Source organism: Citrobacter sp. Cb004, from assembly GCF_030337065.1.
In the GTDB taxonomy this organism is placed as follows: domain Bacteria; phylum Pseudomonadota; class Gammaproteobacteria; order Enterobacterales; family Enterobacteriaceae; genus Citrobacter; species Citrobacter braakii.
On record NZ_JAOWCH010000066.1, the window covers coordinates 50,658 to 68,523 of the forward strand.

Consider the following 17,866-nt stretch of genomic DNA (forward strand, 5'->3'; position numbering starts at 1 on the left):
ATTCTTCCTCGGCCCCTTAGTGAGCGGATTCCGCGTGGCTCATGTCCATGCCTTCCATTCCTTCGTGTGCGCTGTGCTCACCTTCGGGTTGGGTCATGTCCATGCTCTTACCGTGAGCCATAAATTTGTTAATAACGTCTTTAAACAAATCTGGTTTCACGTTGGAGAAGTATTCCACCTGGTTGTATTCGCTTGGCACAGCCACTTTTTCGAACGCAGCCATGTCGCTCATGGTGTTCGTGGACTGTTTAGCTTTAGCAACCCATTGGTCGAATTCGGCGCGGTCCTTTGTTGCGATAGCCTTGAACTTCATACCGGAGAAGCCTGGTCCGCTATAGCTTGCGGAGATACCATCATAAGTACCGACTTCGTTGGCGATCAGATGCAGTCGAGTCTGCATACCGGCCATGGCATAAATCTGGCTACCCAGACGCGGGATAAAGAAGGAGTTCATCACGGAGTTGGACGTCACTTTGAACTCAACCGGAGTATTCGCCGGGAAGGCGATTTCATTCACGGTAGCGATACCTTGTTCCGGATAGATGAAGAACCATTTCCAGTCCATGGAAACCACTTCAATGGTAATGGGCTTCTCGTCATGCGCCAGCGGTTTGCTTGGCTCAAGAGCGTGAGTGGTTTTCCAGGTCAGTACGGCAAGGAAAATGATGATTAAGATCGGCACCGTCCAGACCACAGCTTCCACTTTATTGGAGTGTGACCAGTTCGGGCTGTACTTCGCATCTTTATTGCTTGCACGATACTTCCAGGCGAAACCAACAGCCATCAAGATGGCAGGAATAACGACAATCAACATCAGGCCAAATGCCGTCAGTATCAGAGAACGTTGTTCCAGTCCAATCTGTCCTTTAGGGTCAAGCAGCGCAGAATTACAGCCACTGAGTAATGCAGTGCCTGCAATTAATGACAACCATCCCAAACTTTTATTGTATTTCCTGAGTCTCATTTAACGACCTCAATTCCACGGGACCGGGTGGCGTTTAAAGTGTGAGGCCATTTTACGGGAAGGTTACATTACTGTAAACATCCTTGGATCTGTGTTACTGGGTTCTGCCGGGCATGTCACATATGTTGCAATATATGTCGTTTTGACTTTAAGAACCTGTTGCAACATCACGTTATAACGAAAGCGGGCAAGCGGGAGACGTGCTGAGGGCAATTGGTATAACCAATACGAAAATAAAACAATTGTTTAACAATTGATTATCAATAAAAAGACAATTGAAGAACAAAAAATAAATCTGTAGTGGCTGAATCGAGTAAGGGAAATAGTATATATAAAAGGTGTCAATAATTTCCAAATTCTTTGGCGCACAAAATAACAAATAATATTTTTAGTAATTGTTGTTTATTTAGCCGTTATAATTACGCAGGGTGATTACAACGGCGATATTAATGTGGATTTTTACACCAGGCGGGTTTTGCGCAGTGCCAGATAATCCAGCAATCCACCAAAAACGACCCCGCAGACCGCGACCACCACCGAGATTTCCAGCAGTTCCGGCAGGAAGGAGAAGTTGGTGTAATCCAGCGCGTTCATGGTTAACAGCAGCAGCCAAACCACCAGCAGACAGCAGCCCGCAACCAACGTCATTAATGCCAGGCTGTACGCGCTACGAAATTCCGTGCGCGGAATGAAGCTCTCATTTTGCCAGCTATGTTCCAGAGTCTGGCGACAAACCAGCAGCAGTATGAGGCCGGGGATAGCGGCAAACACAGAGAACAAATAAAACGTTGGCCACCCGTGCGCTTCAACAAACCAACCTGCTACCGGGCCAACGTAAACGCGACCAACGGCTGAAAGCGCGGAGAGCAGAGCGAACTGGGTCGCTGAAAAGGACTTATTGCACAGCGTCATTAATAAGGCGACAAACGCTGCCGTACCCATACCACCACACAGGTTTTCAAAGAAGACGGCGGCGGCCATACTGAACATGTGTTTGTCAGTGATGGACAATAACCAGTAGCCCGCATTCGACGCCCCCTGCAGGATGCCGAAAATCAGCAATGCGCGAAACAGCGAAAGGCGTTGCATCAAGATCCCGCCGTACAGCGCGCCAACGATGGTTGCCAGCAGTCCGAGCGTTTTATTTACCACGCCAACTTCACCCGCATCAAATCCGACACCACGGATTAAAAAGGTTGTAGTCAGGCTCATGGCAAAGGCATCCCCGAGCTTATACAGAACGATAAGCAGCAGAATTAGCCAGGCGTTGTTACGACCAAAGAAGTCGCGCAGCGGGGCCACAACCGCTTGCTCCAGCGTTTTGGGCACCGGAATGGCATCAGTCGGTTCGGGCGCTAGCAGGGTAGCGATGATGCAAGGTATCAGCAGCGCCGCCATCAGCCAGTACATTCCTTGCCAGCCCAGCCAGCGGTCGGCCATCCACAGAGCCAGCCCACCGGAAACCAGCATCCCTAAACGATAGCCCAGCACGCTGATAGCCGCGCCAGTGCCGCGTTCTTCGGCGGGTAGCACGTCGGTTTTCCATGCGTCAAAGACGATATCCTGCGATGCCGAGCAAAACGCGATCACCACCGCAAGCGCGGCCATCCAGCGTAGCTGCGTGCCAGGCTCCAGAAAGCCCATCGCGGCGATAGAAATCAGTAACAGCACCTGAGTTGCCAGCAACCAACCACGGCGTCGACCTAAAAACGGCGGCGTGTAGCGGTCCATTAGCGGAGACCAGAGGAACTTAAACACGTAGGCCTGGCCGACCAGAGAAAAGAAACCGATGGTTTTAAGATCGATATTCTCGACTGTCATCCATGCCTGAAGCGTACCCGAGGTCAGTGCGAGCGGTAAACCGGAGGCGAATCCCAGTATGAGCAGGATAGCTGAACGTGGTTGCTGAAAAATACGTAAGTAATGACTGGACATGGGCTTCTATAGGCCCGACGAACGCCGGGCCATATGGGCAGAAATTAACGAGCGTTCTGCTTGATGAAATCGTGAACGCTGGTGTCCTGAGACATATCAGCGATGGTATCGGTCAGCACGCTGTTAACGGCGTCAGCGATATTTTTGTTAGAGGCCTGCAGTGCGCCTTCAACAGAATAGCTTGCGCGGTAGTTTTTGGTCATCTTGTTGCCGTTAGCAGCAGTCGCAATGATGGCGATGTCTGCCTTGGTGGCGATGTTATAGCGCACGCTACCCTGGGACACGTCTGCATACAGCTGGCTAACAATGATTTGCAGGTTAACAGCACCGTTTGGCCCAATCATATAACCGCGTGCGGTCATCTGTTTTTCCAGTACTTCTTGCAGCAGGAAGCGCAGATCGCGGGACGCGGTCAGGGTAACAAGCTGGTTGTCACGGGTAACTTTTGCCAGCGCCTGATCCTGACGCTGGTCGGCACCATTGATGCTAACGGTCACACCCATCAGGCTCGGGTCCTGCTGTGGCAGGGTAATTTTCGGGGAAACTTCAATAGTGGTCGGCGGCGTTGCGCATCCAGCTAACATAAACAGCGCGACAAACGGGACGAGGATTTTTTTAAACATGCCAGGGCTCTCAGCGAATCTAAATTGTATGGTTGGAGAAAATTCCCGCCATCATAACATCGCCAACGATGAGGGGAAGTGGGTAACGCATGTAAATTCATTGTGTTGTCAGTTTTATGTCTTTGTGGAGACCATAAACGGACTTTTTGCAATAAATCGAAGTGAGGATTTAGTGAACTTCATCCATTTGGCTGAGAAAATCAGACAAACGCTAATTTTTTGTTGCTAAGGTGTAATGAAAGCGGTAAAAGCGGCTAGTATTTAAAGGGATGGGTGACATCTCAGCGTTGTCGGAGGAAAAACTTCATGATGATTCGTGAGCAAATAGAAGAAAAATTAAGGGCAGCGTTCCAACCCGTGTTCCTCGAAGTTGTGGATGAAAGCTATCGTCACAATGTCCCGGCAGGTTCTGAAAGCCACTTTAAGGTTGTGCTGGTTAGCGATCGCTTTACAGGTGAGCGTTTTCTGAATCGTCATCGGATGATTTACAGCACCTTAACGGTGGAGCTTTCCACAACCGTTCATGCACTTGCCCTGCATACCTACACCATTAAGGAGTGGGAAGCGTTGCAGGATACGATTTTTGCATCGCCTCCGTGTCGTGGGGCGGGAAGCATCGCGTAAAAACGGATTTGCAACAACCGACGCTTTTCCAGTATGTTGCTACAGATTATGTGAAAACGGCCTGCGGGCCGTTTTGTTTTGTCTGAATTCTGGGGCAGTCGTACAGTATTCAGACAAAAATTAGCCGGGAATTGTGAAAAAAGCCGCAGCAACGCGCGATAACCGTTCTCGACTCATAAAAGTGATGCCGCTATAATGCGCGTCTTATTTTTCGGAATGTCTTCGGGATGATTCTGACGACAGGGAATGTGATTGCTTATGAGAACATCCCAGTTCCGCGAAGCCAACAACCTGTGCTTGCGGAGAAGAGTTGACCGAGCACTGTGATTTTTTGAGGTAACAAGATGCAAGTTTCAGTTGAAACCACTCAAGGCCTTGGCCGCCGTGTAACGATTACTATCGCTGCTGACAGCATCGAGACCGCTGTGAAAAGCGAGCTGGTCAACGTAGCGAAGAAAGTGCGTATTGACGGTTTCCGCAAAGGAAAAGTACCGATGAATGTTGTTGCTCAGCGTTATGGTGCGTCTGTTCGCCAGGACGTTCTGGGCGACCTGATGAGCCGCAACTTCGTTGACGCGATCATCAAAGAAAAAATCAATCCGGCTGGCGCACCGAACTACGTTCCGGGCGAATACAAACTGGGTGAAGATTTTACTTACGCGGTAGAGTTCGAAGTTTACCCGGAAGTTGAGCTGACTGGCCTGGAAGCAATCGAAGTTGAAAAACCGGTTGTTGAAGTCACCGACGCTGACGTTGACGTGATGCTGGACACCCTGCGTAAGCAGCAGGCTACCTGGAAAGACAAAGACGGCGCTGCTGATGCAGAAGACCGTGTAACCATCGACTTCACCGGCTCTGTAGACGGCGAAGAGTTCGAAGGCGGCAAAGCGTCTGACTTCGTACTGGCGATGGGCCAGGGTCGTATGATCCCAGGCTTTGAAGAAGGTGTTAAAGGCCACAAAGCTGGCGAAGAGTTCACTATCGATGTGACCTTCCCGGAAGAGTACCACGCTGAAAACCTGAAAGGTAAAGCCGCTAAGTTCGTTATCAACCTGAAGAAAGTTGAAGAGCGCGAACTGCCGGAACTGACTGAAGAATTCATCAAACGTTTCGGCGTTGAAGATGGTTCCGTAGCGGGTCTGCGCGCTGAAGTACGTAAAAACATGGAACGCGAGCTGAAAGGCGCTGTGCGTAACCGCGTTAAATCTCAGGCGATCGAAGGTCTGGTAAAAGCTAACGACATCGACGTTCCGGCTGCTCTGATCGACAGCGAAATCGACGTTCTGCGTCGTCAGGCTGCACAGCGTTTTGGCGGCAACGAAAAACAAGCTCTGGAACTGCCGCGTGAACTGTTCGAAGAACAGGCTAAGCGTCGCGTAGTTGTAGGTCTGCTGCTGGGCGAAGTGATTCGTACCAACGAGCTGAAAGCTGACGAAGATCGCGTTAAAGGCCTGATCGAAGAGATGGCTTCTGCTTACGAAGATCCGAAAGAAGTTGTTGAGTTCTACAGCAAAAATAAAGAGCTGATGGACAACATGCGTAACGTCGCTCTGGAAGAGCAGGCTGTTGAAGCCGTTCTGGCGAAAGCGAAAGTGACTGAAAAAGCCACTTCCTTCAACGAGCTGATGAACCAGCAGGCGTAATTCGTCTCTTATTTAGCACGAATTTCGTACGCAAGCCCGTCACCTTTTGGTGGCGGGTTTTTTTTTGTCACGGATTTTGCATGGGAAGAGTGCGAAAACAGCGTTTCAGTGTTAGCGTTACAACAAAAGATTGTTATGCTTGAATTATGGCGATGTCGTACCCATTACAGAGGGACTAGCTGATAATCCGTCCATAAGGTTACAATCAGCACAGCAGGTTTTTTCAAATTTTATCCAGGAGACGGAAATGTCATACAGCGGCGAACGAGATAACTTTGCACCCCATATGGCGCTGGTGCCGATGGTCATTGAACAGACCTCACGTGGTGAGCGCTCTTTTGATATCTATTCTCGTCTACTTAAGGAACGCGTCATTTTTCTGACCGGCCAGGTCGAAGACCATATGGCTAACCTGATCGTGGCGCAGATGCTGTTCCTGGAAGCAGAAAACCCAGAAAAAGATATCTACCTGTACATCAACTCCCCTGGTGGAGTGATCACTGCCGGGATGTCTATCTATGACACCATGCAGTTTATTAAGCCGGACGTCAGCACCATTTGTATGGGCCAGGCGGCCTCAATGGGCGCGTTCCTGCTGACTGCCGGGGCGAAAGGTAAACGTTTTTGCCTGCCTAACTCTCGCGTCATGATCCACCAGCCTCTGGGCGGTTACCAGGGCCAGGCAACGGATATTGAAATTCATGCCCGTGAAATCCTGAAGGTAAAAGGGCGCATGAACGAACTTATGGCGCATCATACGGGTCAATCTCTTGAGCAGATTGAACGTGATACCGAGCGCGATCGCTTCCTCTCCGCTTCTGAAGCGGTAGAGTACGGTCTGGTCGACTCGATTTTGACCCATCGTAATTAATGCCCAGCGCGCAGGTGTACCGCTATAATTACCTGGAGCGGCACAACGCTGACTAGCGTCTTGCGCCTGAGAATGGCATTTGCGTCGTCGTGTGCGGCACAAAGAACAAAGAAGAGGTTTTGACCCATGACAGATAAACGCAAAGATGGCTCGGGCAAATTGTTGTACTGCTCTTTTTGCGGCAAAAGCCAGCATGAAGTGCGTAAGCTGATTGCCGGACCATCCGTGTATATCTGCGACGAATGTGTTGATTTATGTAACGACATCATTCGCGAAGAGATTAAGGAAGTAGCACCGCACCGTGAACGCAGTGCGCTGCCGACGCCGCATGAAATTCGCAACCACCTGGACGATTACGTTATCGGTCAGGAGCAGGCGAAGAAAGTGCTGGCGGTCGCGGTATACAACCATTACAAACGTCTGCGCAACGGCGACACCAGCAATGGCGTCGAGTTGGGCAAAAGTAACATCCTGCTGATTGGCCCGACGGGTTCCGGTAAAACGCTGCTGGCTGAAACGCTGGCACGCCTGCTGGACGTTCCGTTCACTATGGCTGATGCCACCACGCTGACCGAAGCTGGTTATGTGGGTGAAGATGTTGAAAATATTATTCAGAAACTGCTGCAGAAGTGCGATTACGACGTGCAGAAAGCACAGCGCGGGATCGTCTATATCGATGAAATCGACAAGATTTCTCGTAAGTCTGACAACCCGTCCATTACCCGTGACGTTTCCGGCGAAGGCGTACAGCAGGCGCTGTTGAAACTGATCGAAGGTACGGTTGCTGCCGTTCCACCGCAGGGGGGGCGTAAACATCCTCAGCAGGAATTCCTGCAGGTTGATACCTCCAAGATCCTGTTTATCTGCGGCGGTGCCTTTGCCGGTCTGGATAAAGTCATTGCTAACCGTGTTGAAACGGGCTCCGGCATTGGTTTTGGCGCAACGGTAAAAGCGCAGTCTGATAAAGCCAGTGAAGGTGAACTGCTGTCGCAGGTGGAGCCGGAAGATCTGATCAAATTTGGTCTGATCCCTGAGTTCATCGGGCGTCTGCCGGTTGTAGCGACGCTGAGCGAACTGAGTGAAGAAGCGCTGATCCAGATCCTGAAAGAGCCGAAAAATGCCCTGACCAAGCAGTACCAGGCGCTGTTCAATCTTGAAGGTGTCGATCTGGAATTCCGTGAGGAAGCGCTGGATGCGATCGCCAAAAAAGCGATGGCACGTAAAACCGGTGCTCGTGGTCTGCGTTCTATCGTCGAAGCCGCACTGCTTGACACTATGTACGATCTGCCTTCTATGGAAGACGTCGAAAAAGTGGTGATCGATGAGTCGGTGATTGGCGGCCAGAGCAAGCCATTGCTGATTTACGGTAAGCCGGAAGCGCAGCAGGCATCTGGCGAATAATTCATCAATTCATACAGACATTTAATTAATAAGGGGGGATTTTATCTCCCCTTTTATTTTTCCGTAAACATGGCGTTGAATGTGTGGGAAACATCCCCATATACTGACATACATGTTAAAGGTGGTGTGGAGCACAGTCGTACCACCTGATTACCTGGCGGAAACTAAACTAAGAGAGAGCTCTATGAATCCTGAGCGTTCTGAACGCATTGAAATCCCCGTATTGCCGTTGCGCGATGTGGTGGTTTATCCGCACATGGTCATACCCTTATTTGTAGGGCGGGAAAAATCTATCCGTTGTCTGGAAGCGGCTATGGACCATGATAAAAAAATCATGCTGGTTGCCCAGAAAGAAGCGTCAACGGATGAGCCGGGTGTAAACGATCTTTTCACCGTCGGGACCGTGGCCTCTATTTTGCAGATGCTGAAACTGCCTGACGGCACCGTAAAAGTGCTGGTCGAGGGGTTACAGCGCGCGCGTATTTCAGCGCTGTCTGACAACGGTGAGCACTTCTCTGCGAAAGCGGAGTACCTTGACTCGCCTGCTATTGATGAGCGCGAACAGGAAGTGCTGGTGCGTACCGCTATCAGCCAGTTCGAAGGCTATATCAAGCTGAACAAGAAAATCCCGCCCGAAGTGCTGACGTCGCTGAACAGCATTGACGATCCTGCACGTCTGGCGGACACCATCGCTGCGCACATGCCGCTGAAGCTTGCTGACAAGCAGTCCGTACTGGAGATGTCCGACGTTAACGAACGTCTGGAATATCTGATGGCGATGATGGAGTCTGAAATCGATCTGCTGCAGGTTGAGAAACGCATTCGCAACCGCGTTAAAAAGCAGATGGAAAAATCCCAGCGTGAGTACTATCTGAACGAGCAGATGAAAGCCATTCAGAAAGAGCTCGGCGAGATGGACGATGCGCCGGACGAAAACGAAGCGTTGAAGCGTAAAATCGACGCGGCGAAAATGCCGAAAGAGGCAAAAGAGAAAGCGGAAGCAGAACTGCAGAAGCTGAAAATGATGTCTCCGATGTCAGCGGAAGCGACCGTAGTCCGTGGCTACATCGACTGGATGGTTCAGGTGCCGTGGAATGCGCGTAGCAAGGTCAAAAAAGATCTGCGTCAGGCTCAGGAAATCCTCGATACCGACCATTACGGTCTGGAACGCGTCAAAGACCGTATTCTTGAGTATCTCGCGGTTCAAAGCCGTGTGAATAAAATCAAGGGGCCGATCCTGTGCCTGGTTGGGCCGCCGGGGGTAGGTAAAACTTCTCTGGGACAGTCCATCGCTAAAGCAACCGGACGTAAATACATCCGTATGGCGCTGGGCGGCGTGCGTGATGAAGCTGAAATTCGCGGTCACCGCCGGACCTATATTGGTTCGATGCCGGGTAAACTGATCCAGAAAATGGCTAAAGTGGGCGTTAAAAACCCGCTGTTCCTGCTTGATGAGATTGACAAAATGTCTTCCGACATGCGTGGCGATCCGGCTTCCGCACTGCTTGAGGTGCTGGATCCAGAGCAGAACGTGGCGTTCAGCGATCACTACCTGGAAGTGGACTACGATCTCAGCGACGTGATGTTCGTTGCGACCTCTAACTCCATGAATATTCCCGCACCGTTGCTGGATCGTATGGAAGTGATCCGTCTGTCCGGGTATACCGAAGACGAGAAGCTGAACATTGCTAAACGTCACCTGTTGCCGAAACAGATTGAGCGTAACGCGCTGAAAAAAGGCGAGCTGACGGTCGACGATAGCGCCATTGTGGGCATTATTCGTTATTACACCCGTGAAGCTGGCGTGCGTAGTCTGGAGCGCGAAATTTCCAAACTGTGCCGTAAAGCGGTGAAACAGCTGCTGCTCGACAAGTCGCTGAAACATATTGAGATCAATGGCGACAACCTGCACGACTACCTGGGCGTACAGCGCTTTGACTATGGCCGCGCGGACAACGAAAACCGCGTTGGTCAGGTAACCGGTCTGGCATGGACGGAAGTGGGCGGCGATCTGCTGACCATCGAAACCGCTTGCGTACCGGGTAAAGGCAAGCTGACCTACACCGGTTCTCTGGGTGAAGTCATGCAGGAATCCATTCAGGCTGCGCTGACCGTGGTGCGCGCGCGTGCGGAAAAACTGGGTATTAATCCCGACTTTTACGAAAAACGCGACATCCACGTTCACGTACCTGAAGGGGCGACGCCGAAAGACGGTCCGAGTGCAGGTATTGCCATGTGTACCGCGCTGGTTTCTTGTCTGACCGGTAACCCGGTTCGCGCCGACGTGGCGATGACCGGCGAGATCACCCTGCGTGGCCAGGTTCTGCCTATTGGTGGTTTGAAAGAAAAACTGCTGGCGGCACACCGTGGTGGTATTAAAACGGTCTTAATTCCAGACGAAAACAAACGTGACCTGGAAGAGATTCCGGACAACGTAATTGCCGATCTGGACATCCATCCGGTGAAACGCATTGAGGAGGTTCTGACGCTCGCGTTGCAAAATGAGCCCTCCGGAATGCAGGTTGTGACCGCAAAATAGTGACCTCGCGCAAAGAGCATTAATAAAAACAGGGCTGGCAGGCCATTTCGGACTTGCCAGCCTTTTTTTGTATAGCTAATTTAGATGACGGATTAGGCTTGCCATCATTAACGGGTGTTGTAAGGGCATGGCAGGCCTGATATAACTGCTGCGCGTTCGCACTTTGAAGGATTCAGGTGCGATATAAATTATAAAGAGGAAGAGAAGAGTGAATAAATCTCAACTGATCGACAAAATTGCTGCAGGGGCTGATATCTCTAAAGCTGCGGCTGGACGTGCGTTAGATGCAATTATTGCTTCTGTTACTGAATCTCTGAAAGAAGGTGATGACGTAGCGCTGGTAGGTTTTGGTACTTTTGCCGTTAAAGAGCGTGCTGCCCGTACTGGTCGCAACCCGCAAACAGGTAAAGAGATCACCATCGCCGCGGCTAAAGTACCGGGCTTCCGTGCAGGTAAAGCACTGAAAGACGCGGTAAACTAAGTGATTTCCCCTTTGGGGATGTGACGAAGTACAAGGGCGCATCGACTGATGTGCCTTTTTTATTTGTAATTCCGGTACTTTCTACGCGTTGTGGGCTGACAATTGCCCCTGTTTCTTGTCACAATAGGCCTTTGTACGCAGCGTTCAGGAAACGCTATGCTGCGTGAAGCATATATACTCAAAATCCTTGCCGCCGCTGTTGTGACAACGCGCAGGCGGCTTGAGAGATAACGCGTATAGTCATCTACAGCGGAGTGTGGTTACACCATGATGGACAGCTTACGCACGGCTGCTAACAGTCTCGTGCTCAAGATTATTTTCGGTATCATTATCGTGTCGTTCATTTTGACCGGCGTGAGTGGTTACCTGATTGGCGGGGGCAATAACTTCGCCGCCAAAGTGAATGGCCAGGAGATTAGCCGCGGGCAGTTCGAGAATGCGTTCAACAGCGAACGTAACCGCATGCAGCAACAGCTGGGCGATCAATACTCCGAACTGGCTGCGAACGAAGGCTACATGAAAACGCTGCGTCAGCAGGTGCTGAATCGTCTTATTGACGAAGCGCTGCTGGATCAGTACTCCCGCGAGCTTAATCTCAACATCAGCGACGATCAGGTTAAACAGGCTATTTTCGCCACGCCTGCGTTCCAGGTGGACGGTAAATTTGATAACAATCGCTACAACGCGATTGTTAATCAGATGGGAATGACCGCAGACCAGTACGCTCAGGCATTACGTAATCAGCTTACTACCCAGCAACTGATTAACGGCGTTGCCGGTACGGACTTCATGCTGAAAGGCGAAACGGACGAGCTGGCGGCGCTGGTCGCACAGCAGCGTATCGTTCGCGAGGCGACAATTGACGTTAACGCACTGGCCGCGAAGCAGTCTGTTACCGAGCAGGAAGTTGCCAGCTACTACGAGCAGAATAAAAACAACTTTATGACGCCGGAACAGTTCCGCGTGAGCTACATCAAGCTGGATGCTGCTGCTATGCAGGAGACGGCCAGCGATGCGGATATTCAGGCTTATTATGACCAGCATCAGGATCAGTTCACTCAGCCGCAGCGTAACCGCTACAGCATCATTCAGACCAAAACGGAAGATGAAGCCAAAGCGGTACTGGACGAGCTGAACAAAGGCGGTGATTTCGCTGCGCTGGCAAAAGAAAAATCTGCTGACATCATCTCTGCCCGTAAAGGCGGCGACATGGGATGGCTGGAAGATTCCACCACCCCGGATGAGCTGAAGAATGCCGGTCTGAAAGAGAAAGGCCAGCTGTCAGGTGTGATTAAGTCTTCCGTTGGTTTCCTCGTTGCGCGTCTTGACGACGTGCAGCCTGCGCAGGTTAAACCGCTGAGCGAAGCCCGCGACGACATTGCGGCGAAAGTGAAGCAGGAAAAAGCGCTGGATGCCTACTATGCGCTGCAGCAGAAAGTGAGCGATGCCGCCAGCAACGATAACGAATCCCTGGCGGGTGCGGAGCAGGCGGCGGGTATGAAAGCGGTTGAAACGGGCTGGTTTAGCCGTGACAGTCTGCCGGAAGAGCTGAACTTCAAACCGGTCGCTGACATCATTTTCAATGGTGGTTTGGTTGGTGAGAACGGTACGCCTGGCAGTAACTCCGACATCATCACCGTGGATGGCGATCGCGCGTTTGTATTGCGAATTGCAGAGCACAAAGCTGAAGCCGTTAAACCACTGGCTGAAGTGAAAGATCAGGTAACTGCGCTTGTTAAGCACAATAAAGCAGAGCAGCAGGCGAAGCTTGATGCCGATAAACTGCTGGCGGATCTGAAAGCTGGTAAGGGCGATGAAGCCATGAAAGCGGCGGGTCTGAGCTTTGGCGAAGCGAAAACGCTGAGCCGTACGGGTCAGGATCCGCTGAGTCAGGCGGCCTTTGGCCTGAGCCTGCCGGCGAAAGACAAACCGAGCTACGGCGTGGCGAACGACATGCAGGGTAACGTTGTACTGCTGGCGCTGGACGAGGTGAAAGCCGGTTCTATGCCTGAAGAGCAGAAGAAAGCGATGGTTCAGGGGATTACCCAGAACAATGCGCAGATTGTCTTTGAAGCGCTGATGAGCAACCTGCGTAAAGCCGCAAAAATTAAAGTCGGTGACGCGCTGGAACAGCAGCAATAACCGAGGCTACTCGCAAAAAATTGCAAAAAGTTGTATCAACCAAAGGCCGCTTTCGCGGCCTTTTCCATTTCTGATATTTGCCGTTTGTCTGCCGTTCTGCACCTCGCTATCGTGATTCCACTGTTAACAAACAAGGAGAAAACAGTATGAAACATGGAATCAAAGCCCTGCTTATTACCCTTTCATTGACCTGCGCCGGTATGGCTCAAAGCGCACTGGCTGCAGAGCCAGTCGCCAAAAGCCAGGCGACTCAAGCCAAAGCGGATGCTACGGGAGTAGCACAAAGCAAAGCCACGCAACCGGCTAAAGCGAGCGATGATGAAGGCACCAGGGTAAGCATCAACAGCGCTTCTGCGGAGGATTTAGCGCGAGTCATGAATGGCGTAGGTCTGAAGAAAGCACAGGCGATTGTCAGCTATCGTGAGGAGTACGGGCCGTTTAAAACGGTGGAGGACTTAAAGCAGGTGCCGGGCATGGGGAGTTCGCTGGTAGAGCGCAATCTGGCAGTTTTAACACTTTAATAACTTGCAGAGTGCTGAAAGTTTGCCAGACTGTAGAGGTCATACCAGTTATGACCTCTTACCCTAAAGTGTGTTCCTATAAAAACAACGTAAGGCTCCTGCGCTATGCAAACACAAATCAAAGTTCGTGGTTTTCATCTTGATGTCTATCAGCACGTTAACAATGCTCGCTATCTTGAGTTTCTGGAAGAAGCCCGCTGGGATGGCCTGGAAAACAGCGACAGCTTTCAGTGGATGACCGCACACAACATCGCTTTTGTGGTCGTGAATATTAACATTAACTACCGCCGCCCTGCGGTGCTGAGCGACCTGCTGACCATTACCAGTCAGGTGCAACAGTTAAATGGCAAAAGCGGTGTGTTGAACCAGACTATCACCCTGGAGCCGGAAGGACAGGTGGTGGCAGACGCGTTGATTACCTTCGTCTGTATTGATTTGAAAACGCAAAAGGCGCTACCGCTGGAAGGGGAGTTGCGCGAAAAACTGGAGCAGATGGTGAAGTGATGGAAGGAAGCCTGACGGCGCTTCGCTTATCAGGCTTACGGGCGATATTGACCATGGTGAATGTCGAAAGCCGGATAAGGTGCGTGCACCGCCATCCGGCAAAACGATCACTTTAGTCCTGTTTTCTGCTTCATTGCCGCCATCACTGCCGGTTTATCTGCCAGATAATGGTTCAGGCCGTTGGCGCGCAGATTACAGGCCGCGCAGTGACCGCAACCGTCACCTTTGATGCCGTTATAGCAGGTCAGCGTTTCTTCGCGTACCAGGTCCAGCTTGCCCCAGTAATCGGCCAGTGCCCAGGTTTCGGCTTTATCGATCCACATCAGCGGGGTTTCAAAGCGAATATCTTTCGCCATTCCCAGGCTTACGGCATGATTCAGGGCTTTGACGAACTCATCGCGGCAGTCCGGATATCCAGAGAAATCCGTTTCACAAACGCCGGTAATGACTGCCTCCGCCTGCACCTGATACGCGTAAATCGCCGCCAGCGTTAAAAACAGAATATTGCGTCCTGGCACAAAGGTATTGGGAATGCCGTTCGCATCCGGTTCGTAATCGGGTACCGGAATGTTATCGCGGGTCAGGCTACTGACGGCCAGTTCGCTGAGCAGCGTTACATCAAGTACCTTGTGCGCACGCGCGCCAAGTTTTAAGGCCAGGTCACGTGCGACATCAATCTCAGCGCGATGGCGCTGACCATAATCAAAGGTCACGCAGTGCACTTCATCATACTGATGCAGCGCTTGCGCCAGACAGGTTGTGGAGTCCTGACCCCCACTGAATACAACAACGGCACGTTTCATGGTTTTTCCTGACAAATAACGAAACCCTTATGGTAGCGCCTGGGCGTGTCGCCGACCAGCTTCTTCACGCCGACGGGGGCGGTAGCCAGGCTTCGGTAAATTCAAACCAGCCGCGAGGATTCAGGCGTACGCCGTTCACGCCCGGCGGAGCGCTAATACGATAGTGATAATTGAACAGCGGTGTCAGGGTCGCGTCATGCATCAGTGAGGCGAAAACGTGTTGTAAAGCCGCATGACGATTGTCTTCATCGGCCTGAATTTGCAGGGCATCCAGGGTGGTTTGCAGATGAGTATATGCCGGTGAGCTCAATACATGTGACCAGAGCTGATCGCAGCGCAGCCACTGTTCGAGGGTATATTCAGGCGCTTCGCCAATCAGCCTGTCGCCCATCATCAGGTCGGCCTGGGCTAAAGGATGGTCGCCATCCCAGTTTTTAGCATTATGAAAAATAAGCGTTAATTCACAGCCGAGTAGCGCCAGCGCCTGGCGAAGCTGTTCAGCCATGGCGTGCAACTCTACCGGCAGGTGATAGGCTAGCGTAAGTTTTTCCGGTAGCGGCACGTCATCCCGTTCATCCCATTGGGGGATCGTCCATCCCGGCAGCAGCGCATTGCTTGGCGTGATCAGGTTTTCATCCACGTCAAGCGTTTGTAGCAGGGAAGATCGGTGGATAATATTGACCAGGCGACGGGCCTGCTGCGTATTCAGCCGCGCGCTTTTTCTGAGCGTGAGATAGCAGAAACCGAGGCTGATCCCGCTGCTTACCTGGCTTAGCATGGGAAGCTCTTCGGGTTTACCAATTGCAATTTGAACCGGATGGCGACAGCTGGTGCCCAAATCCTGGGAGAAAAGCTGCGGGGTTATCCAGTATTCAATGGCTTTTAGTAGCGGATGACTCAGGTGGTAGTGATCGTGACTCTCGATGCGCACCAGGTCAGGGGTAAACAGCGTCAACCGGAACGGACCGGTACCAACAAACGGGAGTTCGGGATGTGCCAGGTGACTGCTGTAGCTTGCCAGACGATGCGCCAGCCAGAAGTCGGGGCGATGCAAAATAAAGGTTAGGCACTGGGGATGCGTCACCTCAATGCGCTTTACGCTGATAAACAGCTTGTTTAACGCGGGTAGCTCTAACAGCTTCAGCAACTGTTGATGTAGCTGTGTGCTGCTGACCGCATCGCCGTTATGCCAGTACAGGGTGGAGCGAATATAGAAATCCCAGCGCTGGCCGTCGGCGGAGATATTCCAGTGGTGGGCTAAATCTCCGCAGGGGCGTTGCGTAATACTGTCGAACCGGGTCAGGCCCGAGAATATTTGTCCGGCGAGGTGTTGTTCTGCGCGACCAGGGAGAAATCCAGGGTGCAAAGGGTCGAGCTGGCGGTAATAGGGGATACGCAGGGTTGGGGTGTCGTTTTGCCACTGCCCGCCCATAAACGGCTGGAGCAGCGTTCTTAATTCTCCCGGCGCCAGCTGAGCCAGCTCCAGTACGCTAAGTTGCTCCCCCTTTTGCAGCGCTTGCTCCATCATAATGCTGCGTAGCGAATCTGGCGTCACCAAAAAGCGCAGTTGCCCGCGTTTCCCACGCCCCGACTGGGCGTGCCACTCCAGCCAGCCAGCATCCTGCGCTTGCTTCAGCAGGGTACGCACGTGGCGCTCGCTGCAGAAACAGCGTTCTGCCAGCTCCCCGACGGTCACCGACTGCGGTTCTCCCGCCGACGGCTGCCACAGGCGTTGGTACTGATTCAGGCGATTCAACAATCTCATATACACGTCATCCTTCAAGCTGCCTCTTTGTTGGCGGCGTTAATTCACCCCAGTCACTGCATGCTCCTGGACGTTCATTCACTTGCCGCCTGGATGCAACTTGAATGATTTTGTGTAATAAACCCGGAACAATTCATTTTATCTATTCACTATTACTTCCGTATATCTCAGGTGATACTGAATCACAAGTTAACCGCGTCACAGTGTGGAGAAAGAAATGGCTCGTCTGGCTGCATTTGATATGGATGGCACCCTTTTGATGCCGAATCACCATTTAGGTGACGAAACGCTTTCAACGCTGGCGCGCCTGCGTGAACGCGAGATCACCCTGACATTTGCCACCGGCCGCCATGTGCTGGAGATGCGCCATATTTTGGGTTCTATCTCACTGGACGCCTTTTTGATCACGGGTAACGGCACGCGCATTCACTCTGTTGAGGGCGATGTATTGCACCGTCAGGATCTGGATCCGACTGTGGCGGATATCGTGTTACATCAGAAGTGGGATACCACAGCCAGCATGCATGTCTTTAATGACAACGGTTGGTTCACCGGACAAGAGATCCCATCGCTGCTACAGGCGCATGTGTATAGCGGATTTCGCTACCAGATCGTCGATGTGAAACGTATCCCGGCTCATCAGGTAACGAAAGTCTGTTTCTGTGGGGATCATGACTCCCTGATCCAATTACGCATTCAACTGAATGAGGCGCTGGGTGAGCAGGCAAATCTCTGTTTTTCCGCGGTTGATTGCCTTGAGGTGCTGCCGGTGGGCTGTAACAAAGGATCGGCGCTGGCGGTACTAAGCGACCACTTAGGTTATTCAATGGCCGAATGTATGGCGTTTGGCGATGCCATGAACGATCGCGAAATGTTAGGCAGCGTTGGGCGCGGCCTGATTATGGGCAACGCGATGCCACAACTGATTGCTGAACTGCCGCATTTGTCGGTGATTGGGCATTGCCGCAATCAGGCGGTGTCACACTTTTTGACGCATTGGCTGGACAATCCGCATCTACCTTATTCCCCCGAATGAGAGATCCCTTCCAG

15 protein-coding genes are annotated in these 17,866 nt (G+C 51.7%); 10 read left to right on the plus strand and 5 right to left on the minus strand.

All coding sequences use genetic code 11. The features are described from left to right. Positions 1-16 precede the first annotated feature (16 nt). The 3 genes from cyoA to OGV65_RS17535 all read right to left on the minus strand — a co-directional run bounded on the left by cyoA (position 17) and on the right by OGV65_RS17535 (position 3,522). Positions 17-964, minus strand: coding sequence for a cytochrome o ubiquinol oxidase subunit II (cyoA, locus tag OGV65_RS17525; protein WP_003847580.1), 948 nt, complete (start codon positions 962-964; stop codon positions 17-19). Between the two features lie 459 nt (positions 965-1,423). Beyond that, positions 1,424-2,899: a muropeptide MFS transporter AmpG gene (ampG, locus tag OGV65_RS17530; protein ID WP_103283542.1), complete on the minus strand. Its 1,476-nt coding sequence runs from the start codon at positions 2,897-2,899 to the stop codon at positions 1,424-1,426. A 44-nt stretch (positions 2,900-2,943) separates the two neighbouring features. Continuing rightward, positions 2,944-3,522, minus strand: coding sequence for a lipoprotein (locus OGV65_RS17535; protein ID WP_016152050.1), 579 nt, complete (start codon positions 3,520-3,522; stop codon positions 2,944-2,946). Between the two features lie 306 nt (positions 3,523-3,828). Between OGV65_RS17535 and bolA the strand changes: the two genes are divergently transcribed. The 9 genes from bolA to fadM all read left to right on the plus strand — a co-directional run bounded on the left by bolA (position 3,829) and on the right by fadM (position 14,248). Continuing rightward, a complete protein-coding gene (gene bolA / locus OGV65_RS17540; protein ID WP_016152051.1) occupies positions 3,829-4,146 on the plus strand; it encodes a transcriptional regulator BolA in 318 nt (105 codons plus the stop codon). A gap of 344 nt (positions 4,147-4,490) precedes the next feature. Continuing rightward, complete coding sequence (tig, locus tag OGV65_RS17545) at positions 4,491-5,789, plus strand: trigger factor (protein ID WP_003021622.1); 1,299 nt, start codon at positions 4,491-4,493, stop codon at positions 5,787-5,789. 247 nt (positions 5,790-6,036) lie between these two features. Continuing rightward, on the plus strand, positions 6,037-6,660 hold the full coding sequence (gene clpP / locus OGV65_RS17550; RefSeq protein WP_003021624.1) for an ATP-dependent Clp endopeptidase proteolytic subunit ClpP: 624 nt from the start codon (positions 6,037-6,039) through the stop codon (positions 6,658-6,660). A gap of 126 nt (positions 6,661-6,786) precedes the next feature. Next, on the plus strand, positions 6,787-8,061 hold the full coding sequence (gene clpX / locus OGV65_RS17555) for an ATP-dependent protease ATP-binding subunit ClpX (RefSeq protein ID WP_003831013.1): 1,275 nt from the start codon (positions 6,787-6,789) through the stop codon (positions 8,059-8,061). A 184-nt stretch (positions 8,062-8,245) separates the two neighbouring features. Continuing rightward, complete coding sequence (lon, locus tag OGV65_RS17560) at positions 8,246-10,600, plus strand: endopeptidase La (protein ID WP_016152052.1); 2,355 nt, start codon at positions 8,246-8,248, stop codon at positions 10,598-10,600. A gap of 190 nt (positions 10,601-10,790) precedes the next feature. After that, positions 10,791-11,081 carry a nucleoid-associated protein HU-beta gene (gene hupB, locus OGV65_RS17565; RefSeq protein ID WP_219352570.1) on the plus strand — a complete coding sequence of 97 codons (291 nt, stop codon included), beginning with the start codon at positions 10,791-10,793 and terminating at the stop codon, positions 11,079-11,081. A gap of 267 nt (positions 11,082-11,348) precedes the next feature. Then, positions 11,349-13,223 carry a peptidylprolyl isomerase gene (gene ppiD, locus OGV65_RS17570; protein ID WP_016152053.1) on the plus strand — a complete coding sequence of 625 codons (1,875 nt, stop codon included), beginning with the start codon at positions 11,349-11,351 and terminating at the stop codon, positions 13,221-13,223. A gap of 146 nt (positions 13,224-13,369) precedes the next feature. Further along, complete coding sequence (locus OGV65_RS17575) at positions 13,370-13,744, plus strand: helix-hairpin-helix domain-containing protein (RefSeq protein ID WP_047416882.1); 375 nt, start codon at positions 13,370-13,372, stop codon at positions 13,742-13,744. A gap of 105 nt (positions 13,745-13,849) precedes the next feature. Continuing rightward, entirely contained in the window at positions 13,850-14,248 is a 399-nt protein-coding gene (gene fadM, locus OGV65_RS17580) for a long-chain acyl-CoA thioesterase FadM (protein WP_016152055.1), read from the plus strand. A 107-nt stretch (positions 14,249-14,355) separates the two neighbouring features. Here the strand turns inward: fadM and queC are convergent, their stop codons facing one another. Both queC and OGV65_RS17590 read right to left on the minus strand, forming a co-directional pair. Further along, the gene (gene queC / locus OGV65_RS17585) at positions 14,356-15,051 is read right to left on the minus strand and encodes a 7-cyano-7-deazaguanine synthase QueC (protein ID WP_003021638.1); all 696 of its coding nucleotides are present in this window, start codon (positions 15,049-15,051) and stop codon (positions 14,356-14,358) included. Between the two features lie 64 nt (positions 15,052-15,115). Continuing rightward, positions 15,116-16,816, minus strand: coding sequence for an SgrR family transcriptional regulator (locus OGV65_RS17590; RefSeq protein ID WP_286455282.1), 1,701 nt, complete (start codon positions 16,814-16,816; stop codon positions 15,116-15,118). A gap of 217 nt (positions 16,817-17,033) precedes the next feature. Between OGV65_RS17590 and cof the strand changes: the two genes are divergently transcribed. Then, a complete protein-coding gene (gene cof / locus OGV65_RS17595; protein WP_016152057.1) occupies positions 17,034-17,852 on the plus strand; it encodes an HMP-PP phosphatase in 819 nt (272 codons plus the stop codon). The last annotated feature ends 14 nt before the right edge of the window (positions 17,853-17,866 follow it).

What these genes read in the sequence shown, in the direction of transcription:
- OGV65_RS17575 (WP_047416882.1), top strand. Translation starts at nt 13,370, where the DNA reads ATGAAACATGGAATCAAAGCCCTGCTTATTACCCTTTCATTGACCTGC.
- queC (WP_003021638.1), bottom strand. Translation starts at nt 15,051, where the DNA reads ATGAAACGTGCCGTTGTTGTATTCAGTGGGGGTCAGGACTCCACAACC.
- ampG (WP_103283542.1), bottom strand. Translation starts at nt 2,899, where the DNA reads ATGTCCAGTCATTACTTACGTATTTTTCAGCAACCACGTTCAGCTATC.
- cof (WP_016152057.1), top strand. Translation starts at nt 17,034, where the DNA reads ATGGCTCGTCTGGCTGCATTTGATATGGATGGCACCCTTTTGATGCCG.
- OGV65_RS17590 (WP_286455282.1), bottom strand. Translation starts at nt 16,816, where the DNA reads ATGAGATTGTTGAATCGCCTGAATCAGTACCAACGCCTGTGGCAGCCG.
- fadM (WP_016152055.1), top strand. Translation starts at nt 13,850, where the DNA reads ATGCAAACACAAATCAAAGTTCGTGGTTTTCATCTTGATGTCTATCAG.
- clpX (WP_003831013.1), top strand. Translation starts at nt 6,787, where the DNA reads ATGACAGATAAACGCAAAGATGGCTCGGGCAAATTGTTGTACTGCTCT.
- bolA (WP_016152051.1), top strand. Translation starts at nt 3,829, where the DNA reads ATGATGATTCGTGAGCAAATAGAAGAAAAATTAAGGGCAGCGTTCCAA.
- OGV65_RS17535 (WP_016152050.1), bottom strand. Translation starts at nt 3,522, where the DNA reads ATGTTTAAAAAAATCCTCGTCCCGTTTGTCGCGCTGTTTATGTTAGCT.
- cyoA (WP_003847580.1), bottom strand. Translation starts at nt 964, where the DNA reads ATGAGACTCAGGAAATACAATAAAAGTTTGGGATGGTTGTCATTAATT.
- lon (WP_016152052.1), top strand. Translation starts at nt 8,246, where the DNA reads ATGAATCCTGAGCGTTCTGAACGCATTGAAATCCCCGTATTGCCGTTG.
- ppiD (WP_016152053.1), top strand. Translation starts at nt 11,349, where the DNA reads ATGATGGACAGCTTACGCACGGCTGCTAACAGTCTCGTGCTCAAGATT.
- tig (WP_003021622.1), top strand. Translation starts at nt 4,491, where the DNA reads ATGCAAGTTTCAGTTGAAACCACTCAAGGCCTTGGCCGCCGTGTAACG.
- clpP (WP_003021624.1), top strand. Translation starts at nt 6,037, where the DNA reads ATGTCATACAGCGGCGAACGAGATAACTTTGCACCCCATATGGCGCTG.